Source organism: Pontibacter sp. H249 (assembly GCF_037892465.1).
Taxonomy (GTDB): Bacteria; Bacteroidota; Bacteroidia; order Cytophagales; family Hymenobacteraceae; genus Pontibacter.
Genome location: NZ_JBBKTR010000019.1, coordinates 35,303 through 57,267 on the forward strand (window position 1 = coordinate 35,303; position 21,965 = coordinate 57,267).

Here is a 21,965-nt window from a genome sequence, read left to right on the forward strand (position 1 = left end):
TAATAAATAAGAAATATTGTGTAACAAGAAAGGTATTGACCTGACCTATCTTTGTAAGATCCAAACTAAGTATAACTTATAAAAGCATAAAAACATGAAAGACTTAAAGTTTAAAACCAATATAAACTGCGGCGGCTGTGTTTCTAAAGTAACCCCAGTACTTAACGCCGCCGAAGGTGTTTGCGAATGGACTGTGGATACAGCCAACAAAGACAAAGTGCTTACCGTGAAAACAGACTCTCTCTCTGCCAGTGAGGTCATCGCCACTGTAGAGAAGGCTGGCTTTAAGGCACAACCTATTTAAATCAGTAATAGCCGGAATGGTTCGTTATAAGTAAGGGAAGGCTCTTCGGAATGAGGAGCCTTTTCTTTTATCGCAATATCCCTTCTTATGTACTAAAGGTTACTCTTTTGCGCTTTGATACGTGCGGAGATCATTTCTAAAATAGTAATCACCTCTTCCGGGTCAGGCAGCGTACCGTACACTAAGGAACGGAATTCCTGCTGGTATGCAGTCTCCAAAGAATTCCAGGCTCCTCTCACGTCGGCGAACAGCAGGCAGGCATCCAGCGGCTGCGTAGCCCAGTCGCCCTGAAACTCGCTGTTGCGGGCATCATCGGCCTGTACGGCCTTGATCATTTGAGAGAAGTCTTCGCTGTGCAGAAAGGCGGTCACTGCAGGTGCTTTTAGCATGGCGTGCAGGTCATATACGTGGCGGATCTTGCTACCTAATTCATCTACTGGATTTTCGGCATGAGAGGCCCTTACTAGGGCCAGCACTTTCTCTGCGAAGGTGCGCTCCAGACTCACTACATTTACCTCAAAAGGCTCTAGCCCATACTGCTTGATCATGTCCAGCAATCCGCGCTGAGCCATAAACTGGCTGATGTAGGTCTTAATTGGCATCAGCTGGTGTGGATTAGGGCTGGCAAAGGAGTTGATCTCCATCAGGATCTTGTCAGTTGCCTGGCCATAGTCTCCCTGCACGGAGGCCCCGTAGTCGTGCAGCGTTTTGCGGAAGCGGGAGCCTTTGCTGGTCCGGTACGGATCATCTACCTCCACCATGTCCTTTGTGATCTCTTTTGAGATTTTGCGGATCAGCTGCATGACCTGGTTGTTGGTCATGCCTTCGTCGGCGTTGATGGCCAAGTCGATGTCCTCGGAAAAACGCTCGATCAGGTTGTAAGCCTTGGATAGCGATGTGCCGCCCTTGAAGATGGCTTGCTCCACGTAGGGGGAGTGGGCCAGGCGGTAAAGCACCAGCGTCACCCAGTAGTCTTTCTCCACATACACATCCCTGATCTGCAGGGCCTCTGCCGTGGCCGTAATGGCATCCCGAAACACCTCCGGGTTTTGGTGCAGGTTCATATGATATTCCAGTCTTTTCTGTTATGCAGTATGCTCTCGCTAATGCCCAGTTTGTATTTAGTCAGCGGGTTGAGTGACTGCCTTAGTCTGTCTGCCTCCTCTGTAAAGCCCAGACGCTCCAGCAGGGCTCCCAGCAGGGCACGGGTAGCGGGGTTATAGTCCAGCGCCAGCTCTATGAGCCGATCCATGTCGCGTTCGGCTAGCTCTTTGATATACTTAAGCAGAATAAGGATCGTCTTTTCGCTGTTGCGGTCCGGAATCTTCTTGTAACCGCGCAGAGCGTCCAGGACCTGAAGCTTGTCAATGTCAGACTCCTTGAAGTTGGTGGGGCTTTGAACATAACGGACTTTGGTTTTCCCTACATTCGCTACCCGGCGCTGCTTGCGTGTCATTAGCGTCACCTCCTGGGGAACCTGCGTGGTCAGACCCAGCTGGTTGTAAAGCCCCAAACCGCTCTCGTACCCTTTGACTTCGCCTTTGGAGGTGCTCAGGCTCTTGATGATCTCTCTTTCGGATGGTCTCACTTTCCCGAAAACAGTTTCCTTTGGCTTATAGTAGCGGCCTTTTGCCAGCCGGTTGACCACCCCTTGCTTGGCCAGGCGGCTGAGTGCCGCTGCCAGGGCTTCCAGCTGGCTATCATTTACCTGAAAATCAGCGTAAGTGAGCAGCTGACCGGGTTGGGCCTGTTCAATTCTTTCCCGGACTTGCTGCATGATGCTCATCACTTCCTTTCTAAGTTGTGCACTGGTTTAGCCTAATGGTTCTATAAAGGTAGTAGCTTGTTTATTAGATGTCAAGTTTTTTTGTTATTAAACTTGACAAAACGATAGTAAAAACTTTAAAAGAAGCTTCTTAAATCATCCAAGATGCATTTTAGGCTAACCACTTCCATTTGCAAAATGGCTATCTCATCATCTAATGCTTCACTTCTACTTTCATTATTCAACCTTTCAAGTCTAAAGTCAGCAATCTCCGCTTCATAAATTTGCCTTACCTTATCTTGCAGTTGCACCTTTAACTCTAGTTTCAACTCGTTAATCTGTGAAATGGCTCCTTGGCAAGCCTCTACTTTATCAGCAAAGGTCAGTATATCCTGACCATGTTCGACCAGAAGAAATAAGCTGCTCTTAGTAAAGACCTCCACTAGGTTGGTTTCGGAAAGCACTGGCCGTAGTTCCGCCCCCTCGAAAAGTGTTCCCACAGCTGACTTAGGTATAAACTTGACTTGAGCATAATGAGGCCTTATCATCTGGAAGTATTCATCTGCCCCAGGCAGAATTTGGTAACTTACTCCCGCTATTGCTATTTGCTCCAGTGTAGGAAGGCCAGCCTGTTCCTTGAGCCAATAGCTCTTCTCTATGCTTGATTGGGAAAGCCTTGCCTCTAGCCCTTTTATAGACTCTAAAAACTCCGAGCGCAATGAGTTCACCATTTCATAATGGCCATATTCATGGTTCCCATGGAAAGGGTTTGAGGGACTTTTGCCAGCTATGAAGTCATAAGCTTTATCGGCATAAGCCGCAAGATCTGACAAAATCTGTGTCCTATTTTCTATTCTTTCCTGTAATCGTATTGCCTTCCTCTCCAAGTTTTCTTTCTCTTGGTGGAGCTCAGTGAGCTGCTGAGTCAGCTCTGATACAGTACGTTTTAACTTGGTATACTCAGCCAGCTTTCTTTGCTCTTCAGCCTTTCTTTGCTCCTGTATTCTGACTTGCGCGGCCCGGCGTTTTTCGGCTTCAATTTTTTGCTCCCTTTCCAAAAGCTCCCTTCTCTTTCTTTCCTTGCCGACGGCTAGCTCCACCTCTCCCTTTTGTTTTTTTGAATCGTGAAAGTACACTTTGAAGTTAGTAGCATCAAAGGTTAGATCTGATAGGGTTACATAGGCCATTTCCCAAGCATCTTTGATTTCAAGTCCCTCCTGATAGTGTTTTTTATAATAACACTTTAGTACCAGATCATTTTCAAGTTCTGATCTCCAGCTGCAATCCGTATCAAACACGTAGGCATTGTGGTGGTTAGTAAAGATTACATCATTGTAGGTAAGCTTTCTTATATCATCATCAAGGTTAAACTGGTGGAACACCCACAGTATGTAACAGCCTTGTTCCCGGTAGAAGTGCTGCCTTCCAGTGATCACACTTAACCAGGTGGTAGAAAGCTGCAGCTCAATGGCCATGCGCTCTCCCTTGAAAAAGGCGTTAATGTCAGGCTTCCGCCACTCCCTCTCAATGAGCCTGCTCTTAACCACTTTTTCCACCTCAATGTCTGATACCTCTTTCTTAGATAGGCTATTTTTATTCAGGTAAGAGGCAATCTGTTCCTTTAAGTGGATGTGCAAGGCGCTTTCCTTCGCACCATTGTACTTGATGCGTTCCACCTCCTCTTTTGAGTAGCTGTTATTGGTTTTAATATGGCAGGCCGCACTGTCATGCAGATGTGCAAAGTGAAAACTATCCTTCTTCTTTCTGCTATCCCTAAAGTTCCCGCCTCTGATCCTGACCATCTGCTTACAATAATAGCAGACAAAAAGCGGATCCCGGTAACCAGCAATGGCCCTCTGTAGCTCAGACCGGAACTCAGTAACCTCATCCAATGGCTTTCGGAAAAAGTTATAAGCGTCTATATGCTCACCTGTTTCAAAATTCAAAACATCTTCAATGGTAAGCTTTCTTGCGCGTTCCATAGGATTATATAAGAATTAATATTGAGAAGATTTATGTAATATTACCACAATATAATGTTAATTTATCTATGCTTAGTATCTAAAGGCAAATCAATATTAAAGAAGAAAAAATTGTACTATCTTAGAAACTGTTTTAAAATGTATTAAAGCCTTTTTAGCATGATATTTATGGCCAGATAAACCATGCTCTGCGCGTTTGTTCTGTTTACTCATAGTTTTAGCTCAGGTGTATCGCGTGGAGTATCCAGGCAAAGGTTCTCTTCACCACCCACCTTCTGGGCAGCGGCTTGCACCATCACTCCGTTGAGCTAGAGAGCGAAGAGGAGGGTGCAAAGAAAGAGGCCATAATACGCATCAAAGCACTGGTGCAGCAGACCGCCGAGTTCATCAATGCCAATTTCCCCGGACTACTGGAGAACCCAGATGATGGGCAGCTTTCCCTGTAGATTATAACCCAGTCGAAAACAAACATAATAAACCATGGATCTATTAGACCCAAACGGCTACGGCTATCTGCCAGAACAGTACCACAGGAGCCACGACATGTGCGAATTTCTAGTAGGCCAACTGGAGGCCTTTCTGACGGAAGAGCCTTACAGGGGGCTTCGTCACTTCGAGGTTGACATCAATCCCGAGGCGGTTCCGATAGATGACGAGTATACCCTAGACTACCTGCTCCGTGCGGACATGAAAGATAAGCATGATGAGCTGGTGCGACTACACACCGTCTACGGCCTGCTGTCGGACTCTTGCTATTTTCTCCGAGAGGCGTTGGATGCGTCCAGGAAAAGGAGGCTTACCGTCTCTTTCGCCCTGCTGCGCAAGCCCTTCATCTACAACATGCCAGTGCTCCTTCGTCTGTACCTGGACGAGGAGTTTCTAGAGCACTTCAATAACCGCGAAGACTTTGATGCCTCCAAGCTACCCAAGCAGGATCTGCTGGACCTGATCGAGGCATCTCTCCCGATGCTGTTCTCCATGCAGGACATGAGCAGGGGTGAGATCTACGACATCCTGTTCAACAAGGAGGAGCACGGCAGCCTGATCAACTGGTCTAACAAGGCCCTACACCCGGCTACCACGCACCATTGGGCCAGCCTCACGGGAGCCAAGAACCTCAACTTTATGTTCAGCACACTGGATGACATTGATAAGCAGTGGGAATACTTCTACCGGCGGCTTCCTTTCCTGCTTACCTACCTGCTTGAGTGCACGGAGCAGATCGTCTTTGACCTCCTACAGCTGAATCCGGCTCTCTACACTGAGAGGCTGGAGGAGCGGGCCGCCTTTTTCATCAGCCAGGGAAAGGGAGGCCAGAACGCATAATTTATTTAGCTGATTTTCTTGTGACTGGGTAACATTTTTACTAATATTACGTTCATTTGGCTGTATACACACATTCAAATTACTGCTTATGTCACTAGATACTATTGTAAGGGTAATGGGAGGCGAAGATAATATCGGTCGCAACATTAAGAGTCCGCTGGACTTTATTAAAGCCTCACGCGAGGGGAAGATCTCGGTACGTATCGTCAAGGTGATTCAAGACAGAGCGCACCTGACCAACTACCGTATGGCCAGAATACTGAATGTCTCGGAGACCACGCTCCAGCGCATCAAGAAAATGCAGGACAGCAACCTAGGGGAAGCGGAATCCGATGCAGTCTACGATGTCTCTAAAGTCATTGCCAAAGGAATAGAGGTATTCGAGAACGAGGACGACTTCAACGAGTGGCTCAACACAAGAAATACGGCCCTTGGAAATGAAAGGCCTGTTGACCTGCTACACTCCTCAATAGGTAGAGAACAAATAATCAATGTGTTGAACGCCCTGGCGCACGGTATTTACTCTTAGCATGATTGTTTTTCGTTTAGCCAAAGAAGAATTCAAAACAGATCTGCTGGGAACTGGGGGGCTCTATGGGCCGGGCAGGTGGCATGAAACGGGAACCAGGCTGCTGTACACGGCCGAAAGTTTTTCCCTAGCCAAACTCGAAGTACTGGCCAACTCGTCGATGTTGCCCAAGAACATGGCCCTGGTAATCATTGAGATCCCGGACGATATCTCGTTAAAGGAGCTCACTGAGGAGGATCTTCCCGATAACTGGGCAGACTTTCCTCCCCCGGCAGCGCTCCAGAAGATAGCCCTCGACTGGATCAGGGAAGGTAAGGACCTGGTCCTAAAAGTCCCGTCCGCGCACTCGCCGTTTGAACGGAATTACCTGATCAACCCGCTGCACCCAGACCACGGACGCCTTAGAATCGTGGAGACCAGGTCACACTTCTTTGACAAGCGCCTGAAGCCGGAAGAGGAGGCCAAGCCGAAACCGAAAAAGAAGGCTTCCAAATCGGATCCGGCTGACATGGTCGTGACGCTCAAACCCGCGTCAGGGGAAGTTCGGAAAGCGCTTATTGAATTAAAAGCGCATAAGCTAAAGGGTAAACAATCATAGTGTACTAATTCCCAATTCGTTAACATTAAATAAAAATAAACCGCACCTTATAAAATTCACGGTGGCGAAAAATTTATCCATAGGTATATTTTAATTTAAAATAACCTGCGTAAATTTACGCCATCATGAACAAGCAATCTAACTCGAATGATGGACATCTGCTAAGTGAGATATATGCTCTACTGGCTAAAGATGAGTCTTCCTGTTCTATTATTGAATTAATAGAAAATAAGTCTAAGGAATATAATATTTCCCAAAGGCAAATCAGTGAAGCTATAGGTATACAAAGAAAGTCTCTGCAGAGAATACTGGAAGGAGAGGCACAGAAAATTGACGTTTTAACTTTCCTGAAGATAAGCCAGTTTCTTGGAACAGACTTAGAGGAGCTGGTTCAAATGTATGTCGCTGGGTTACCTGTTCAATATATCAAGGATGTAGAGAAAGCTCGTAAAGCGGGCTTCATATTAAGAAACTTTGACCTAGACAGTCTGAAGAAAATGGGCTTGATAGAAAGCTCCGTTGATTTTGACCATATTGAGTCTAGAATTTTGCGGCGTTTCAGCTTAAGCTCTATTTATGAGTACTCAACCGAGGTAGCAGCCCCCCTCTTTAGCAGAACCAAGAGGAACTTTTCCGATCAAATGGTAAAACTCTGGATCGGTTCTGCATACCAGCAGTTTAAGACTATCAATAACCCCAATGATTTTGAAAAGGAAACACTGTTCAAAATCATCCCTCGGATCAGAGCCTTCTCGCGCGACTACGACAATGGACTTGTACAAGTATGCAGGGCTCTGTTCAGTATAGGCATCACTGTGATCATCCAAAGCTATTTGCCGAAAATACAGGTAAGGGGAGCTACTTTCCTAGTCAATGGAAAGCCGTGCATTGTACTCTCGGATTTCAATAAACGGTATGATGAGCTATGGACTACATTGATGCACGAACTCTATCATGTTATGAAAGATCTGGATTTAATAGCTAGAATGGGCTATCACACAACAAAGAGTGAGGGACAGATGGTTGTTGATCACGTTAGCGAGGAGAAGGCCGATGGTTTCGCAAGAGAGTTTCTGTTGCCGGCAGACAAGAGAAAGTATATCAAATCATTTATAGATGTACCTGCCATGGTGGAAGGGTATGCTGAAAAATGGAATATCCACCCCTCTATTATATACGGACTGCATCTGGAGGAAAACAATGACGATTATCCTAAATACCGCAGAATGATCCTTAAAACCAATGATGCAATCAAAAGATTTCTTGTATATGATTTGGAGGATGCTCCTTTGATTGAAGTTGCTGAAAAGTTAAAAGAACAAGTTTATTTAAACTCATAATCACAATTCGAATGGACAATATGATCGATGACAATGAGTTCCAAGACTTCAACTCTGAGGAACCGCAACACAACAGCTTAGAATTTGACGCTGATATCCTGGCCATTTTAAGCGAAGCACACTCGAGTAACACACCTCAACTGGATCTTCCTCTACCTGTCTTTAAAAGTAAAAGCAACGAAGAAGGTGACCTCAACCTGGACGATACAGTTGATCCAGAGAAGGCCCATACTCTTTACCACAAAAAGCTACAGAGAATGCTAAGGCAGTATGTGGTGGCAGATGGCGCAAAACAGTTAATAAGGGAGCAGGTGAATATATTCCTGAAGGAGGGATTCACCAAAGGCAGAGACGGAAAACAGGCGTATTACCACTCTGTTGAAAAGGCCATCTCAGTAATCGAGGACTGGAAAGTAAATACAGAAGGGGGAGACATGGTAGGTCTTTTTGAGAAGTTCTACGACTTGAATATTGAGAAAGGGTACATTTCGAAAACCAAAAATAAGTACTTAAAATAAGGACACAGTGTATTGTAGCTCAACCCCCTATTTAACATAAGGTAAATTATAAGACTATAAATATATAGTCTTATAATTATCTAAGCCCAGACAATTTTCCCTTTTCTTATAAAGAAGTGGCTCTTGCAGCCAGCTTTTCGCCAGATAGATGGTTTTATTGTGATAGCTCTGTTATGTGAAATACTATATTCCCATCTGGGCTTCGCTTCCCTTAAAAGGTTAAGCTGGATTATCGAGTGGCAACCGCAAGGGCATTCCAAAGCCACAGCCCATGGATCAGATGGTTCACCGAGGATGTAGACTCTGTGCTTTTCCAGTTTCACTGGCAAGTCATCTGCGATTGTAAAGCTGTAACTTGGTTGAAAAAATAGAGCAAGCTGCTTATAAGCTTGCTCTACTAGTTTAATAAATCGCTTCATACGTTCACAGCAGATAGTTCAATCATCCTCAGAAAGGTAGATAAATCTCCTCTCCCGGCCCACATTACCTGATAGTCATCTACTGGTAAGTCATCTTCTGCCACATTGCAAATTGAGCCATCACTATAATCCATACTTACCTGCGCATAATTACGGGCAGGCTCATTCTTAAAGGAATGTAAGCGATTGAGAAACTCATTGATGGCCATGCTACTGATTTGCATATTAATACTTATAACCGCTGGACGGTCCACGTCAGCGTTGTGCACATAACCGGCCTTAAGCCTCTTACTGTATTCAACAGGGTCCTGCCTTCTTAGGCATTCATCGAACAAGATCTGTCTGGTATACTGCCCTCGGCTAAGCAAGGACGAACTTCCTGGTTGGATGAAGTGTACTGTCCCAGAAATTTTGTCAATGCCACCTTTCCCGTCAGCATCTAACTTTACACCCTGATCAAAATAAGGAATAAGATAGAAGTTGGTTAGCTGGCTAATTAGGTGCCTTCCATCAACGCTATCGACGCATCCGAAGATGACATCACATGTAATAAGCTCCTGCAAGGCCTCTGGGGAGTCATACAAATTAAATGGGTATGCTATTACTTTTGTGCCTAACCCGGTTTCCCGTATGTGACTGGACAGAACTTCTGTTTTAAGCCTTCTCAAATTAGCATCTTCCCGAGTTGTATTCAAGATACGGTTTAGGTTCTTATGCTCTACTTCGTCTGGGTCAATCAATACCAGTTCCCCTATTCCAAGCCTTTTTAACTGTTCTATGGTCGGGCTACCTGTGCCGGAGCAGCCGACAACACCTACCTTAAGCCTTCTTAATTTTGAATAGGTACCTTCACCAAATGCTTGTGCGGTACGGACCGCAAAGTCATCTGGACTATATGAAGAGGTATTATTTTCCCAAACTTTTATCTCATCCCCTGCTACAGATACTTTATCGAAAGGGAATGACTCTAATTTTGGGGTGAACACTCTACCGAAGATTCTCCCTTCTGGCAGCATAACGGCAGACCCATGTACTGAATCTGACTCACACCATCCAAATACTGAAGAAAAAAGATCTTTATCAGATTCATCATCTACATCAGAAAAGGCGGGAAATCCTCCTGGGTGACTATGTATCTTGAGAATAGCCATATTTTTCTTAGAGGCCTTTTCTAAAAAAGGCAAAATGGTTTCAGTCTTCCAGCAAACTACATCTTCAGTACGGTAGCACTCCTTGTGCGGAATTAGCATGAGCTCATGCACCAGCAAGATAGATATTCCGTCCCGTTCATATCGGCCGCATAATGCCACGGCAACGGCCTCTTTCCCGTCTCCGGGAAAGAGGTGCTGCTGTAGCTGCTTGTAATGGTTTCCTGATACTCTAAGCTGATATTGCATGGCTCGGGCGCTTTAGGAATTCCTGATCTAACCAAAAATCAGCCAGAGGCACATGGGTACTCAGGCTATCTACACCGGGCCTCCAGGGGTTTTGACCAGTTCGGTGACGAGACCACTGCTGGAATACTTTTCCATCCAGGGAAAGAGGAGAAAGCGCCCCTATAGGCTGCCCATCTGCTCGACCGAGAGGCGGGCAAAAATAAACCATGTCTAATTGGGCTACCGGATAGCCCGAAGTAATCCTAACTCCCAAGGTGGCCTTACTAACGTTATAGCCATCTCTTACAGGGTAATCATGAATAAAGACCCAAAGTATATTTTGCAGGTTAATAGTCTCCCATGGCAACTCCAAGCTCTCCAGAAACTCCTCATCTTCTTCCAAGAGCGCAAAATGTCTTCTAAGTGCCTCCCCTTCCCTCTGATCCAGTGGCAAAGTCAGGAACTTCTCAACACCCGGTTCGCTCAGGCATATGGTGTCATCGTAACCAAGTTTGGCTACTTTACCTCCCTTTCTCTTCACATTTAGCTGATAACCTTCAACCGGCGATTTCTTGGCAAGGGTAAGTATTTCACGCCCTGTGAGACATTCTTTATCGACCTTTATGTTGTCTCGATCCACCAATATGTGGTACTTGTTTTCTGGCCCAGGCTTATGCTCCGGTTTGCCAGTACTTTTCTCGTTATTCATCCTATTCGGCTTTGAAAGTTGAAATAATCCTCCACTTCTTTAAAGCATCCCGGAGCGGAACTGCTCAGGCAGAAAACGACGATATTTGTTAAACCCGATACAACTCTGTACCTTGTGTCGAATTCTATACAGGGAAACGCTCTGAGGTGATCAACCTCACGCAAGTCGCCAAACTCAGTTCCCGATGCCCCATTTAGCTGTGCCATTAGCTAGGTGGGGTTTTGTTTTTGATCAGCCTATCATTGTTTCTTAGTGATTATTTAATATGCTAAAACTGGCATATACTATATTATGCTAGGCAACAAATCTTTTTTGCAGGTGACTGTAAAAAAAATTATTTTGGTAACATAGATAGGTATGGGCCTATTGCTTAAATGATATGATGTGAGCGAAGAGCACAATGACATCGACTGGGGGGATCTGTACGAATGCCTCTACGCCTTTACTGACAGGCTTTTAAAAAGAAAACATTGGTTCAGGAAATCGTCTGATGGTTCCTTCATAAAAGGGAAGCAGGTTCATGACTACGTTACAGATGGTATCGAGAGATATTTATCTGAACCTGATAAGTTTAATCCAACTAAGGGATCTTTGGCGGATTATATCAAGTTTAACATTATTCGCACCTTAGTTGGTAACGATTCCATTTCAGCTGAGAACAAAACCAGCCTAGACATTTCGGCCTTTGCCCCTCATGAAGATGATGATAATGACTCGAGTTATCTTGACTCAATGCTACCTTATGCTGCAGCATTATTTGATCAACAGCTAGATTATGACACTATTATGTCTCATATAGAGAATGAGGTCAAAGGTGACCCCGATGTAGAAAACATTTACATTGGTATCAGTGCCGGTTTAAAAAGAAGAGAGATCATCGAAGAATTCAACATGAGCACAAAAGAGTTCGATAATGGTCACAGAAGATTAAATACCATTCTCAAGAATACTGCATTAAAATTTAACTTAAAGCCATTATCATTATGACTGGAGACGCAAAACAAAGAAAAGCCGACTTCATCAGTTTGATGATGTCTAGCGTTGATTCGATAAGCTGTAATAAAGAAAATGCCAGGGATTATCTGTTAGAAGAAGGGCTTGACCCTGATTCAATTAGAGCGGAAGGCATAAAGCGTATTAAGAAATTAAAGCTTCAGGCACAAGCAAACAGTACACGGAAAGAAATGGCCTCTACCGCTGCTATTAAACAGAAGGCAATGGAATGGGTGGAAAAACTATTAAATGACGTCAATTTTTCCTTTCCTCAATTTGTTAAAACTGAGAATCTTGTTCTTCAAAATCGCAATCTTGAGAAGTTAACAAAGGAAGATATTAAAAGCACTTTAACCCAATACTATTACCTTAAGTTCATGGAACAAGGGAACAAACAGTCAGATGAACAATAAGTACTCTAAAGCGGAATTGATCGCTAAAAAGGTATTATCTGATTGTGGTTTGGATGACCCTACAGAGTTACCTCTCAGTGATATTATACTTGGGAGAGGAGCCTATTACGAAGAGAAGCCTTTGATAGGAAAAGAAGGAGAAATTGTTTCTGCTGGTGGACACTCTATGATAACTGTTAACTCAGATATCACTTTTGAAACTAAGAAAAGATTTGCCGCAGCTCATGAACTTGGGCATTATGAGATGCACCGGAACCTAACTCCCATCATATTTGACACAGAGTATGATCTAATCAACTGGTATAAGGCTGGGTCACAGGAAACGGAAGCTAATGAGTTTGCCTCTGAGTTTTTGATGCCTTCTGAGACATTCTACAAAGAATGTAGGTCTAAACGTTTTGGCCCTCATGTCATCGAACACCTTGCCGAAAGGTTTCTAGTTAGCAAGACCGCTGCAATCCTAAAGTTTGTTAAGAGAGGAAATCACCCTGTATGTGTTGTTTATTGTAAGGACAACAAGATGAAATGGTGGAAATCATCTTATGATTTTAGACCATTCATCGAGTTTGAATATGATAAAAACCCTCCGACAGGATCTGTTGCTTATGAGGTATTTACAAAAGGTAAGGTATACTTAAATGATGAACGGCAGCAACAGATATATAAGTCGGATTGGTTCAGAATGAGAGATGACGAACAGGACTCAAATTTTTATGAATACTGCCTACACGCTAAATCCTTTAACTACACAATAAGCATTATCTGGGAAGACTAACGGCTTCCTTCAATGAACCTGTTCCTCATACTATTACATGTTCAGTTTATTTGGGGTATAACTAAAACGAATAGCTAATATTTTTAGTATTTCGTTTTTATTAAGCGAGTAAAATTTCCTAATGTTGCGTATTAGCTAAATATATTAGCCAATAAACCACCGCAACATGAATAAAGAAGTAATACTACCCTCAGAAACAGTAAGCTTTGTTCTGCTAGGCCGTGACACGGAAACAAAGTTACCCCTCTTCGCGGCACGTGTCCCAGCGGGTTTTCCCAGTCCGGCAGAAGAGCACATTGAGGATAGAATTAGTCTATCATCTTATTTAAATGGACATCCAGACGCTACGTTCTACGTTCAGCTAGAAGGGGATTCTATGATAGAGTACAACCTGCTGGAGGGCGATCTGCTCGTCGTAGACCGTTCACTGCACGTGCGCAGCGGCGACATCGTGCTGGCCAATGTGAACAGCGAATACACGGTAAAGAAACTGGAGATAACAGAAACTGGAGTCCGGCTTCTCCCTGGCAATAAAAAGTACAACCCTGTAGAAATCACGGAGGATTTGGAGTTTTTGGTCTGGGGCGTAGTGCGGGGTGTAGCCAGGAGGATACGTCAATGACTAGTTTGTTTGCCCTTGTAGACTGCAATAACTTTTACTGCTCTGTGATGCGCGTCTTTCACCCTGAGCTAAACAATGTGCCCGTGGTAGTGCTTTCCAACAACGATGGCTCGATCATCGCTAGAAGCAATGAGGCCAAAGCACTGGGCCTGCAGATGGGGCAGCCCTTTTTCGAAGCCAAGTCAACTATAGACAAATATAATGTAGTCTACTTTAGCTCTAACTACACGCTTATAGGTGATATGTCTGCCAGGGTGCACAGTACCCTGGCCCGCTTCACTCCCAATATGGAGATTTATTCCATTGACGAGGCATTTTTGGACCTGGGTGGCTTTAAAGGAATAGATATACCGGATTATGCACGCACCATCCGGAACACCGTCAGAAAGTGGACAGGCATACCTGTCAGCATAGGTGTCGCGCCCACGAAAACCCTGGCAAAGCTTGCGAACCGTATCGCCAAAAAGTCTGAGAAGGCCAATGGTGTGCTGGTGCTGACGGAAGCTAAGTATTTGGAGGCGGCACTAAAAAGAACAGACGTCGGTGACGTATGGGGCATTGGCTCCCGCTATGCCACAAAGCTCCACAGCTTCGGCATAAACAATGCCTGGCAGCTAACCAATGTCACGGATGCTTTTGCTAAAAAACATTTAACGGTGGTGGGGCTGCGGCTGGTGAAAGAGTTGCGTGGGGAGCCATGTACTGACTTAGAAATCGAGCCTCCGGCAAAGAAGGGTATCTGCTCCTCTCGCTCATTCGGGCAACCAGTAACCACGCTCAACGGCCTAAAGGAAGCAGTGGCTGTCTACGCCTCCCGGTGCGCCTACAAGCTACGGCAGCAAAAAAGCACTTGTCGCGTGGTAACCGTGTTCATTCACACTAATCCATTTCGGGAACAGGAGCCGCAATACTACAACACCAAAACCATCAACCTGCCCGTTTCTTCCTCCTCCACTATAGAATTAGTTCAGTACGCTACCATGGCACTGGAACACATCTACCGGGACGGGTTTGCCTACAAGAAAGCCGGCGTGTATGTCACGGAGATTGGACCGGCAGACGGCGCACAGATGAATATCTTTGACAGAGTGGATCGGAGTAAGCATGCACGCCTCATGCTCACGTTGGATCAACTTAACAAGTCTATGGGAAAGGGCACGGTAAAGGTAGCTGCTGAGGGGGTTAGCCATATTTGGGAGCCTAAAGCTGAATTCTCTCCTCCATGCTATACCACAAGAATAGAAGATGTCCTGAAAGTGAGATAACGCTCCAGCAAAGGCTAGCTATCTTGTATATCAAATTAGATGTGCTAAATTCGATAATGGTTAAACTTGAAAAGTACATGAGATTTAAAGAGGCAATAAAATTTATAGAAGGGAATAAAGACAAAGCAGCAGTCGCAGTGAATAAAGAACAGATGGAAATTTTCATTCTTGATGTCTTTGTAGATGATCTTGAGTCTGATACTAGTGTTGAGGATATACCTGTGTCTGTTTCTTACGAGCAAGATTTAGGGCCTGGTGCTGGTTCAGAAGACTTCTATGAAATCTCAGAGTGCCTGGAGGAGCATCCTCATGTAGAAGCCTTAGAATTCTTTATCGTTGACAAAGAGCTTACCGATAGTATCCGAGGGCATGAGTTTTGGTATCAGCTTGAGGCGCTGGGGCTTCAATAGAAACTTGAAATGGGTGAATCTAATTAACAAAGGAAGGAAACCATATGATAAAGATAAAACATCCGGTAGAGGAGTGTAATGCAAGTCAGGAAAAATTTCTGGCCACCTGTCCTAGCGAGGAGCGCCGCTTTCACGAGCTGATATTTACAGTGGGTAACATTTCATATCGCTACCATCACGAGGCCAAAGACTACTCTCCTAATATGATTGATTATCAGGAATGGCTTGAGGGTCTGCCCGATAATGTGCGCAAAGGAATGGAAGAACAAGGTTTCGAGAATTGTAAAAGCATACTATCATTCACACGCTATGTAATGGAGAAAAACGATGTTGGAATGGAAGAGTATATTCGCCTTCATATGGACCCGCAGGACTACGAAGAGTACCTAAAAATAGCGAAAGGCTAGGTATAATAAGTTAAATACTTTCCTTATTTGATGTTGGCGCTGAAGTTCGCTTCATGCTTAACATCTTTCATCTGCTAGAGTATTAAAGGGATACCTAAAATCTTACCTTAGTCATTGGCCTTATAATTCAGGTATTCATTTTTCTCTCCTGAAGCTTCATTGTAAATAAAGGTCTTCTCATCTATCTGCTTACCGTTCTTGTAAATAACAAAGCGCATCTGCATGGAAGCAGGACCATCCTCTACGGCACTAAACTCATTGGCAGCATGAATGGTAAGTTCCCTTACATTATCCGCTACAAAAGAATAGGACGTCTCCGAAAGGTTCCCGTCAAATAACACAGGCGGCATAGCTTCGCCAGTACCCCTCACTTTGAAATCACCACCTCCGATGGTGATAATCTTAATGAACTTCTCATAATCCCCAGACTGGCTGTAATCAACCCGATAGGTAGCAGTATCAGGCAGGATAGGGCCCTCGCCTTCGTCATCACAACCAGCAAAAAATAGAACTGTACATAACAGAAGGGAGAAGATAGATAGCTTTTTCATAGCCTAAAAATTAAATGGTTTATAGTTAGGTGAAAAATATTTTCTACAGAGACTTAATTAACCGTAACAGCCATGCGAAACACAGAAACTGCATTTCATCTCCTACAGTCTTTGACTGCTATACTAGCCACCAGATCATAACTTCACTTTCATAGGGACACGGTTCTCCTGGTCATTTTTGGGATGTATAATGTCATTAAAATCCTTATGGCCAAGGGGCTTATGCACCTGAAGTCCGGAACGAATACCGGAGTTCTTCTCAAAGACAAAAAGGCTCAGCTTGTCTACAGGAATATCAAATTTCTTCTCATCCAAGCTGAAGGTGATACTGTCGGCATTCTTCGTGAAAGTGTAGGGCTTACCTGCTATCGCCGTGGCCAGATAGATATCATAGATCTTTCCCTGGTAATCGTTATCGAAAATGGTATGCTTTTGAGCATGCGGCCATGCCTTCAGGGAAAGCTCCACCTGCATCCTCGACATTCCCCCACCAAACGAGACGAATACGGAGTTGCTGAAGTCCCGCTTATCCTTCTCCAGCTGATAGAAGCTCATGGCATCTATAGGGTTCTCCGCAAAGTAGACATGGCGTGTAAGAACCGGATTCTGCGCAAAGTCGGCTACCCAGACACCGTGCTTGCGGTCGCTGCCCGCAGCCACGCCCTTAAAGCCATAATTTCTAAGGTCGTAGCCTATCGTTTCACTGCTAGGTGGCCTTTGCAGTGGGAAGGCGATATTGGTATAGGCATTATCCTTCTCTGCGTCCCGCACCAGCCTGATGTAAGGCAGGAACAGCTGCACCGTCTCGCTAGAGAGACCTCGTTCCTTGATCAGGTAATGCAGCTTAAAAACAGAGGTCTCCGATTCGACAAACCTGCTTTTGTCAAAGGGCTTTGCTTCCGTAACATTGTGGATTGGAGCTTTGGGTTGAGAGGCATAGGCATACCTAGACAGCACCTTATTGATACCATCGATCTCATTGCGAAAGCTCCCCTGGAAGCGGTGCAGCCGGTTGGCCACAAAATCTATCACAGACCCTTTGTCGTTGCTTCCATCCCGGTTGAAGTACATCTGCCGGGAGCTGTCGCCTGGGTTGTTGATGATGATTCTGTCTCCGTCAGGGTGCTTGAACTCAGGGCTCTTTCTCCCCTTCAAGGGATCAAACACATAGCCGAGCGATTCGGCGACCTGAATAATCGACACTTGCTCTCTGTATTCCTGAAAGGTCATAGGCAAGTTAACGTTTGATAGACACAACAGGGGTTTCCTTCACTGCCAGGGTGTGGCTTTCTTTTAGGGAAACCTGCCCCTCCCCTATCTTCAGTCCTTTAGGATCATTCAGATCCAGGCGGGCCGAGATCAGCTGATCCTTTGCTTTGGAATAAAGCTCCAGGGTACCTCCTTGCCGCAGGTGCTCTTTCTGATCAGTACTCAACACGATGTCCCTGATAGCACTAGGCACTTGGATATCCCGTACCCTCACCCTTAGAATCTCGTTGGTCTCCTTATCCAGCTGGAAAACATACAACTCTTTCTCCCCATTAAGCGATTTAAACGGCTTTACCAGCAGCTCCCCGTTTTGCAGCTTCTCCAACTCCTGCTTACCGGCACCAATCTCGTTCTGTATCTCCCTCCGTATGGGGTGGATCAGCAGCGATAGGGTGTTGTCTGGATTCATCTTCAGGCTCAATTTTGCATCCACAGTAAGAGGCTCCAGATTGGCTTCCTTGATAGTAAAGGTATGCAGGCTTGTGCGCCTGCCCGTCAGCAGGCTGACCAAATCGTCAGACTTCATGGAGAGCACGTCTTTCTTGTTCATTCCAAGACGCTCAAATTGACCATAAGGAAGGTCTTTTATATCGAAGTTCATAGTTTACTTAGATCATGGATATCTTTAACTAAATCTACGTTTAAATATTATTTAAGTATATATTATTAGTTAATTATTGATTTATTTAGTAAATAATTATATAAAAAATAAGGCATTATACATTATTTGTATAAAATGTAAAACTATTGTTTCACTTACCATTGTGGCTCAGCTCTAGTTTTAACTTTGACTACTTCTATTACTGAAGATAATCCTTTTACTAAACATGAAAGTTGTTTTGGGAACTCTCTCTAGTTGTGTAAGTGCTATCTACCAATGAGCTGCAAAAACCAAAGAGACCGCATAGAGCAGCGGCAGAACCATGGTGGAGGTAACAAGATTGCTGTTTCTGCAGTTAACAGGCTGTGCATGGTTTTCTAATTGCATCACAGAATCTTAAACTGCTTCCTAAAATGACCTTCGTTGCTCCCTCCATACTGTCAACAGACTTTGCCCATCTCAGCAGAACTTTAGCAGCGGTGAACGAGAGTAAGGCTGACTGGCTACACGTAGACGTGATGGACGGGGTATTCGTCCCGAACATTTCCTTTGGTACCCCTGTACTCAAAGCAATTCAGCAGCACACTAAAAAGCCCGTGGAGCTGCACCTGATGATTGTGCAGCCTGAGCGTTACCTGGAGACCTTTGCCCGCTTCAACATAAACCAAATGACCGTGCACGCAGAGGCTTGCACGCACCTGCACAGTGTGGTACAACAGATAAAGCGTTTAGGCTGTAAAGCTGGTGTTGCCCTGAACCCGCACACGCCTCTCGGGTACCTGGAGTACGTAATACAGGACCTGGACATGGTGTGCCTGATGTCCGTAAACCCCGGCTTTGGCGGACAAAAGTTCATTCCCCAAACACTTGAAAAGATAAGCCAGCTTAAAGAGTTGATTAGAAGGAAAGGCGCTGCTGCTTTGATTGAAGTGGACGGAGGAATCAATCAGACAAATGTAACAGACGTGGTTAGCGCAGGGGCAGACGCCGTTGTGGCGGGAAGCAGCGTGTTTGACTCCAGTGACCCCAGGCAAGCGATAGCGGCCCTAAAGGGAGCACAGGCCAAGTGATGTTGGCACAGAGCCCTCCCAACAAATGCGCTTCATCCTCAGCGCAGCGGTAGTGCCTTAAAAACCTCTTCAAGAGATAAGCTGTAGGCAACCCGCTGAACCTCCACACTTGCCTTTAAAGTATATCAACCTCAAGCAAATTAGTCCTGCAGATAACACAAAGTTAAGCTTCTTTGAGGCTTCATTTTCTCATCCAGGCTATGGCGGTCTCTCTTTCGGTTAAATCGAAATATTTAATTTCTGCGGAGGTAAAAGGCTTCATGAGTTGCGTCATCCAGTCCTGCCACTTTTTTTCGCCCACCATAGCGATTCTCTCATAATCGTTTACGTGTTTCAGGTCAATTTTCAAGTCTTCCCAAAGCCCCTCTGCGTCCCAGCCGGTAAATCGATCCATCTCAAAATACCACCTCACTTTCTGGCCACTGTCTATTATGCTGTGGATGAGCGGGTGTATGCGCTCCATGTCTTCTTCTCTCAGTATCCCATCAGCCTTGGTGGCGATGATGTTGCCTCGCGTAAAGTCTAAAATCTGTAGCATCGTGAATGTTCGTTAAATGTTGCTTGAGCTCATTTCAGCTCTTGTAATACCCCTTTCCAACGCCTACTCCTTTGAGCATTTCTCCTAACTATACAGTTCCTCGGCGCCTGCATAGCCACATTCATCAGAACTTGTAGAACTTTATTCATGCTCTCTTGATAGCCTTATGTCTTGAAATTGTTTATCAGGAGGTAAGGGCCAGCAGCGGATTCTCCATATCACTTTTGGCCTTCAAAAGGAAGGTATCATAGTATCCCTGTGCTTTCCCAACTGCGATGTTAATAAAAAGGTCCCCGTCCCCAAGCATGGTCGGCAGCTGGGGCGTCCGGCTGCCCATGAGTACCTCCTTGAATATTTCTTCTTCCTGCTGCAGGGCCAGTACTGTGACATGCGAGTCAGCATCACCCAAGGCATCCTCTGTCAGCCTCAGGAGAAGTATGAGGCCCGGTACCTGGAAAAGGAGGCTTGCCTGGCCCTGATCGCTATGCAGCGGACTGTACGGGGCCTCCACCGGCACGAATCCCTTGTCAACCCCCACACCTTCTGTGTCGTTGGCAACCACATCGTACTTCCAGCCGATGCGCAGGGGCTGCAGGTGGCGGAACTGCCTTGCGCTCTCCGGGGTCTCTCTTATCATCACCCACAGGTTTTTCCCTTCCGACAGATCCGCAGCCTTGCTTAAATACTGCTTTAGCCTTTTACGCGGATCGCCACTGCTGTCGCTGCTGCCAACACTCAGTACATCCTGAACGAAAGGTGGCTTAGCTGCACTTAGGTAGCAGTAGAGCGCTTCATCTCTATAAGTTTTGAATTCCATAAATGACTTATTGTGGTACCTCTCTTGCCAGATCTGCCTGACCTACTATGCTCAGGCAGATCTGGCAAAAAACCTTCTTTCCCTCCCATGGCAGCGGCTACCTAAGGAGGCTACATTTCTGTCACCTGCCTCCACAGCTCCGCAGCCAACAATTGAGCTCGCATTTTATTATTTAGTAAAAGCGAATAGCAGCCTTAACCCGGCCTCTGGTAGTACAGGAAGAGCAAAAGGGCGGCGTAGCTCAAACCTCCTATGGCAAAGGCCCAGTAGCTGCTTTTTCCAGCACTTGGTAATTCTTCTTTGAGAACGTTCAACAGCACCCCCCCGGCTAAAAACGCCTGCAGGAGCACGGGCACTACTTCTGGCAGTACAGTAAGAACACTAATGCCCCAGCCCAGTAACACGGCAGCAGCAAGTAGCCAACGTCCCTTCTGATCATATCCCTGCTTATGGAGGTTGTGTAGCCCGTTATCATTGACGATAAACTTGAGAAACATGGCCACGAAGAAAAGCAGTAAGGGCAAAAGCCCCTCGTTCATCCTGTGAACAAGCAAATAGCCTATCAGTGCGTTCATGAATGCAAACGTCATCATGTGAATCCAAAAGACCCTTGCGCTCGTAACGCCCTTCCGCTGCTTTTGCCTCTGCCTTTCCACTGATGCCCTTGCCCAATGCTCTAAGCCGTAAAAGATGAACATGCTTAGCAGCACCAGGATATACACATGCTGGTCTAAGGCTGATAATAAGGAGTCCTTATTTATGTTCTTAAGAACCTTTTCCTGTCCTTTGCTTATCCCTGGTAGCAGGCGTAGCACAACAAAGGCCACGGACATACCTCCGGCAACCGATAGAAAGCGATTCCTAGGCACCCCGTCCAGCACCCTCAGGTAATTAGAGAAGATATGAACTGCTGCAAGGCCTGCCCCAGCTGCTAAAGGAATCCCAACGTTGTTTTCGTCCATTTGCTTTTAAAGTTGAAATAGGAAAAAGGCTTTCCGCTGTGTCCATTTCTGATTCACACCATCCCTGGCTGCGGACTTGTCAGTTTATAGCCATTCAGTCCACCAAAGCGGGTTAATATTTATTCCCTCTATTCGGCCCTTTGCTATACTTACCCGGTATCAACTTAAATAGATGCTTCTCCTCCAGATTATTCTACTCTTGGGTCTTTACTACACTGGGTCCATCACTTCTTAAACTTCACATCTCTAGGCAAAATAACACTCGTTCTTTCAGGCTTGTTTAAAAGAAGGGCATAGTCTTACCCTATAACAATTACCACCAAGTAATTTTAGATGAAGCAAAGTCAAGAAGTTGTAAAATCAGGTTCAGAAAGCAACCAGGACTAGTGGAGCCTATGCAAAGGAA

General features: G+C 45.3%; 27 protein-coding genes. 15 read left to right on the forward strand and 12 right to left on the reverse strand.

Annotated elements, in window-relative coordinates; genetic code table 11:
• Positions 1 to 94: 94 nt before the first annotated feature.
• Positions 95 to 304 carry a heavy-metal-associated domain-containing protein gene (locus WG943_RS18660; RefSeq protein WP_025603864.1) on the forward strand — a complete coding sequence of 70 codons (210 nt, stop codon included), beginning with the start codon at positions 95 to 97 and terminating at the stop codon, positions 302 to 304.
• A 92-nt stretch (positions 305 to 396) separates the two neighbouring features.
• On the opposite strand, the gene WG943_RS18665 is transcribed toward WG943_RS18660, so the two are convergent.
• From WG943_RS18665 to WG943_RS18675, 3 genes are all read right to left on the reverse strand, one after another.
• Positions 397 to 1,368 (reverse strand): nucleotidyl transferase AbiEii/AbiGii toxin family protein, encoded by a 972-nt coding sequence (locus WG943_RS18665; RefSeq protein WP_340411333.1) that lies wholly within the window; start codon positions 1,366 to 1,368, stop codon positions 397 to 399.
• A complete protein-coding gene (locus WG943_RS18670) occupies positions 1,365 to 2,081 on the reverse strand; it encodes a type IV toxin-antitoxin system AbiEi family antitoxin domain-containing protein (protein ID WP_340411334.1) in 717 nt (238 codons plus the stop codon). Before WG943_RS18670 ends, WG943_RS18665 begins: the two co-directional genes overlap by 4 nt.
• Positions 2,082 to 2,206: 125 nt before the next feature.
• Positions 2,207 to 4,051 carry a DUF6035 family protein gene (locus WG943_RS18675; RefSeq protein WP_025603860.1) on the reverse strand — a complete coding sequence of 615 codons (1,845 nt, stop codon included), beginning with the start codon at positions 4,049 to 4,051 and terminating at the stop codon, positions 2,207 to 2,209.
• A gap of 287 nt (positions 4,052 to 4,338) precedes the next feature.
• On the opposite strand from WG943_RS18675, the gene WG943_RS18680 reads away from it, so the two are divergent.
• From WG943_RS18680 to WG943_RS18705, 6 genes are all read left to right on the forward strand, one after another.
• Positions 4,339 to 4,497: a hypothetical protein gene (locus WG943_RS18680; protein WP_157593601.1), complete on the forward strand. Its 159-nt coding sequence runs from the start codon at positions 4,339 to 4,341 to the stop codon at positions 4,495 to 4,497.
• A gap of 394 nt (positions 4,498 to 4,891) precedes the next feature.
• Positions 4,892 to 5,377: a hypothetical protein gene (locus tag WG943_RS18685; RefSeq protein WP_340411337.1), complete on the forward strand. Its 486-nt coding sequence runs from the start codon at positions 4,892 to 4,894 to the stop codon at positions 5,375 to 5,377.
• An 88-nt stretch (positions 5,378 to 5,465) separates the two neighbouring features.
• Positions 5,466 to 5,906 (forward strand): type II RES/Xre toxin-antitoxin system antitoxin, encoded by a 441-nt coding sequence (gene parS, locus WG943_RS18690; RefSeq protein ID WP_025603858.1) that lies wholly within the window; start codon positions 5,466 to 5,468, stop codon positions 5,904 to 5,906.
• A 1-nt stretch (position 5,907) separates the two neighbouring features.
• Positions 5,908 to 6,504 carry an RES family NAD+ phosphorylase gene (locus tag WG943_RS18695; protein ID WP_025603857.1) on the forward strand — a complete coding sequence of 199 codons (597 nt, stop codon included), beginning with the start codon at positions 5,908 to 5,910 and terminating at the stop codon, positions 6,502 to 6,504.
• A gap of 125 nt (positions 6,505 to 6,629) precedes the next feature.
• Positions 6,630 to 7,844, forward strand: coding sequence for an ImmA/IrrE family metallo-endopeptidase (locus WG943_RS18700; protein ID WP_025603856.1), 1,215 nt, complete (start codon positions 6,630 to 6,632; stop codon positions 7,842 to 7,844).
• An 11-nt stretch (positions 7,845 to 7,855) separates the two neighbouring features.
• Positions 7,856 to 8,362 carry a hypothetical protein gene (locus tag WG943_RS18705; RefSeq protein ID WP_340411339.1) on the forward strand — a complete coding sequence of 169 codons (507 nt, stop codon included), beginning with the start codon at positions 7,856 to 7,858 and terminating at the stop codon, positions 8,360 to 8,362.
• An 80-nt stretch (positions 8,363 to 8,442) separates the two neighbouring features.
• On the opposite strand, the gene WG943_RS21255 is transcribed toward WG943_RS18705, so the two are convergent.
• Genes WG943_RS21255 through WG943_RS18715 form a run of 3 tightly spaced genes read right to left on the reverse strand, consistent with a single transcriptional unit; the run spans position 8,443 to position 10,866 of the window.
• Positions 8,443 to 8,781 (reverse strand): DUF6527 family protein, encoded by a 339-nt coding sequence (locus WG943_RS21255; protein WP_445323654.1) that lies wholly within the window; start codon positions 8,779 to 8,781, stop codon positions 8,443 to 8,445.
• The gene (locus tag WG943_RS18710; protein WP_340411340.1) at positions 8,778 to 10,178 is read right to left on the reverse strand and encodes a ThiF family adenylyltransferase; all 1,401 of its coding nucleotides are present in this window, start codon (positions 10,176 to 10,178) and stop codon (positions 8,778 to 8,780) included. Before WG943_RS18710 ends, WG943_RS21255 begins: the two co-directional genes overlap by 4 nt.
• Positions 10,162 to 10,866, reverse strand: coding sequence for a multiubiquitin domain-containing protein (locus tag WG943_RS18715; RefSeq protein ID WP_340411342.1), 705 nt, complete (start codon positions 10,864 to 10,866; stop codon positions 10,162 to 10,164). Before WG943_RS18715 ends, WG943_RS18710 begins: the two co-directional genes overlap by 17 nt.
• Before the next feature lie 384 nt (positions 10,867 to 11,250).
• On the opposite strand from WG943_RS18715, the gene WG943_RS18720 reads away from it, so the two are divergent.
• From WG943_RS18720 to WG943_RS18750, 7 genes are all read left to right on the forward strand, one after another.
• Entirely contained in the window at positions 11,251 to 11,853 is a 603-nt protein-coding gene (locus WG943_RS18720; RefSeq protein WP_340411343.1) for a hypothetical protein, read from the forward strand.
• Positions 11,850 to 12,272 (forward strand): hypothetical protein, encoded by a 423-nt coding sequence (locus WG943_RS18725; RefSeq protein ID WP_340411344.1) that lies wholly within the window; start codon positions 11,850 to 11,852, stop codon positions 12,270 to 12,272. The genes WG943_RS18720 and WG943_RS18725 overlap by 4 nt, the downstream gene beginning before the upstream one ends.
• Positions 12,262 to 13,047: an ImmA/IrrE family metallo-endopeptidase gene (locus WG943_RS18730; protein WP_340411346.1), complete on the forward strand. Its 786-nt coding sequence runs from the start codon at positions 12,262 to 12,264 to the stop codon at positions 13,045 to 13,047. The genes WG943_RS18725 and WG943_RS18730 overlap by 11 nt, the downstream gene beginning before the upstream one ends.
• A gap of 166 nt (positions 13,048 to 13,213) precedes the next feature.
• The gene (locus WG943_RS18735) at positions 13,214 to 13,669 is read left to right on the forward strand and encodes a LexA family protein (RefSeq protein WP_340411347.1); all 456 of its coding nucleotides are present in this window, start codon (positions 13,214 to 13,216) and stop codon (positions 13,667 to 13,669) included.
• Positions 13,666 to 14,934 carry a Y-family DNA polymerase gene (locus WG943_RS18740; protein ID WP_340411348.1) on the forward strand — a complete coding sequence of 423 codons (1,269 nt, stop codon included), beginning with the start codon at positions 13,666 to 13,668 and terminating at the stop codon, positions 14,932 to 14,934. Before WG943_RS18735 ends, WG943_RS18740 begins: the two co-directional genes overlap by 4 nt.
• Before the next feature lie 77 nt (positions 14,935 to 15,011).
• Positions 15,012 to 15,344, forward strand: coding sequence for a hypothetical protein (locus WG943_RS18745; protein WP_340411349.1), 333 nt, complete (start codon positions 15,012 to 15,014; stop codon positions 15,342 to 15,344).
• A 44-nt stretch (positions 15,345 to 15,388) separates the two neighbouring features.
• A complete protein-coding gene (locus tag WG943_RS18750; RefSeq protein WP_340411350.1) occupies positions 15,389 to 15,751 on the forward strand; it encodes a hypothetical protein in 363 nt (120 codons plus the stop codon).
• A 107-nt stretch (positions 15,752 to 15,858) separates the two neighbouring features.
• On the opposite strand, the gene WG943_RS18755 is transcribed toward WG943_RS18750, so the two are convergent.
• The 3 genes from WG943_RS18755 to WG943_RS18765 form a co-directional block, all read right to left on the reverse strand.
• A complete protein-coding gene (locus tag WG943_RS18755; protein ID WP_340411351.1) occupies positions 15,859 to 16,302 on the reverse strand; it encodes a beta-barrel fold lipoprotein in 444 nt (147 codons plus the stop codon).
• 135 nt (positions 16,303 to 16,437) lie between these two features.
• Positions 16,438 to 17,532, reverse strand: coding sequence for a DUF3991 domain-containing protein (locus WG943_RS18760; protein ID WP_340411352.1), 1,095 nt, complete (start codon positions 17,530 to 17,532; stop codon positions 16,438 to 16,440).
• 7 nt (positions 17,533 to 17,539) lie between these two features.
• Complete coding sequence (locus WG943_RS18765) at positions 17,540 to 18,172, reverse strand: DUF4099 domain-containing protein (RefSeq protein WP_340411353.1); 633 nt, start codon at positions 18,170 to 18,172, stop codon at positions 17,540 to 17,542.
• Between the two features lie 413 nt (positions 18,173 to 18,585).
• On the opposite strand from WG943_RS18765, the gene rpe reads away from it, so the two are divergent.
• Entirely contained in the window at positions 18,586 to 19,242 is a 657-nt protein-coding gene (rpe, locus tag WG943_RS18770) for a ribulose-phosphate 3-epimerase (protein ID WP_025603816.1), read from the forward strand.
• 181 nt (positions 19,243 to 19,423) lie between these two features.
• Here rpe and WG943_RS18775 read toward each other — a convergent pair whose 3' ends face one another.
• From WG943_RS18775 to WG943_RS18785, 3 genes are all read right to left on the reverse strand, one after another.
• Positions 19,424 to 19,780, reverse strand: a complete 357-nt coding sequence (locus WG943_RS18775) for a SpoIIAA family protein (RefSeq protein ID WP_025603815.1) — start codon at positions 19,778 to 19,780, stop codon at positions 19,424 to 19,426.
• Positions 19,781 to 19,964: 184 nt separating this feature from the next.
• Complete coding sequence (locus WG943_RS18780) at positions 19,965 to 20,597, reverse strand: hypothetical protein (RefSeq protein WP_025603814.1); 633 nt, start codon at positions 20,595 to 20,597, stop codon at positions 19,965 to 19,967.
• A 194-nt stretch (positions 20,598 to 20,791) separates the two neighbouring features.
• Positions 20,792 to 21,559, reverse strand: coding sequence for a hypothetical protein (locus tag WG943_RS18785; RefSeq protein WP_025603813.1), 768 nt, complete (start codon positions 21,557 to 21,559; stop codon positions 20,792 to 20,794).
• Between the last annotated feature and the right edge of the window lie 406 nt (positions 21,560 to 21,965).

Excerpts from the sequence above, each read along its gene's own strand:
- WG943_RS18670 (WP_340411334.1), bottom strand. The coding sequence starts at position 2,081 with ATGCAGCAAGTCCGGGAAAGAATTGAACAGGCCCAACCCGGTCAGCTG.
- WG943_RS18755 (WP_340411351.1), bottom strand. The coding sequence starts at position 16,302 with ATGAAAAAGCTATCTATCTTCTCCCTTCTGTTATGTACAGTTCTATTT.
- WG943_RS18785 (WP_025603813.1), bottom strand. The coding sequence starts at position 21,559 with ATGGACGAAAACAACGTTGGGATTCCTTTAGCAGCTGGGGCAGGCCTT.
- WG943_RS18760 (WP_340411352.1), bottom strand. The coding sequence starts at position 17,532 with ATGACCTTTCAGGAATACAGAGAGCAAGTGTCGATTATTCAGGTCGCC.
- WG943_RS18715 (WP_340411342.1), bottom strand. The coding sequence starts at position 10,866 with ATGAATAACGAGAAAAGTACTGGCAAACCGGAGCATAAGCCTGGGCCA.
- rpe (WP_025603816.1), top strand. The coding sequence starts at position 18,586 with ATGACCTTCGTTGCTCCCTCCATACTGTCAACAGACTTTGCCCATCTC.
- WG943_RS18765 (WP_340411353.1), bottom strand. The coding sequence starts at position 18,172 with ATGAACTTCGATATAAAAGACCTTCCTTATGGTCAATTTGAGCGTCTT.
- WG943_RS18685 (WP_340411337.1), top strand. The coding sequence starts at position 4,892 with ATGCCAGTGCTCCTTCGTCTGTACCTGGACGAGGAGTTTCTAGAGCAC.
- WG943_RS18780 (WP_025603814.1), bottom strand. The coding sequence starts at position 20,597 with ATGGAATTCAAAACTTATAGAGATGAAGCGCTCTACTGCTACCTAAGT.
- parS (WP_025603858.1), top strand. The coding sequence starts at position 5,466 with ATGTCACTAGATACTATTGTAAGGGTAATGGGAGGCGAAGATAATATC.
- WG943_RS18665 (WP_340411333.1), bottom strand. The coding sequence starts at position 1,368 with ATGAACCTGCACCAAAACCCGGAGGTGTTTCGGGATGCCATTACGGCC.
- WG943_RS18700 (WP_025603856.1), top strand. The coding sequence starts at position 6,630 with ATGAACAAGCAATCTAACTCGAATGATGGACATCTGCTAAGTGAGATA.
- WG943_RS18695 (WP_025603857.1), top strand. The coding sequence starts at position 5,908 with ATGATTGTTTTTCGTTTAGCCAAAGAAGAATTCAAAACAGATCTGCTG.
- WG943_RS18750 (WP_340411350.1), top strand. The coding sequence starts at position 15,389 with ATGATAAAGATAAAACATCCGGTAGAGGAGTGTAATGCAAGTCAGGAA.
- WG943_RS18740 (WP_340411348.1), top strand. The coding sequence starts at position 13,666 with ATGACTAGTTTGTTTGCCCTTGTAGACTGCAATAACTTTTACTGCTCT.
- WG943_RS18735 (WP_340411347.1), top strand. The coding sequence starts at position 13,214 with ATGAATAAAGAAGTAATACTACCCTCAGAAACAGTAAGCTTTGTTCTG.
- WG943_RS18745 (WP_340411349.1), top strand. The coding sequence starts at position 15,012 with ATGAGATTTAAAGAGGCAATAAAATTTATAGAAGGGAATAAAGACAAA.
- WG943_RS18775 (WP_025603815.1), bottom strand. The coding sequence starts at position 19,780 with ATGCTACAGATTTTAGACTTTACGCGAGGCAACATCATCGCCACCAAG.
- WG943_RS18730 (WP_340411346.1), top strand. The coding sequence starts at position 12,262 with ATGAACAATAAGTACTCTAAAGCGGAATTGATCGCTAAAAAGGTATTA.
- WG943_RS18725 (WP_340411344.1), top strand. The coding sequence starts at position 11,850 with ATGACTGGAGACGCAAAACAAAGAAAAGCCGACTTCATCAGTTTGATG.
- WG943_RS18660 (WP_025603864.1), top strand. The coding sequence starts at position 95 with ATGAAAGACTTAAAGTTTAAAACCAATATAAACTGCGGCGGCTGTGTT.
- WG943_RS21255 (WP_445323654.1), bottom strand. The coding sequence starts at position 8,781 with ATGAAGCGATTTATTAAACTAGTAGAGCAAGCTTATAAGCAGCTTGCT.
- WG943_RS18675 (WP_025603860.1), bottom strand. The coding sequence starts at position 4,051 with ATGGAACGCGCAAGAAAGCTTACCATTGAAGATGTTTTGAATTTTGAA.
- WG943_RS18705 (WP_340411339.1), top strand. The coding sequence starts at position 7,856 with ATGGACAATATGATCGATGACAATGAGTTCCAAGACTTCAACTCTGAG.
- WG943_RS18710 (WP_340411340.1), bottom strand. The coding sequence starts at position 10,178 with ATGCAATATCAGCTTAGAGTATCAGGAAACCATTACAAGCAGCTACAG.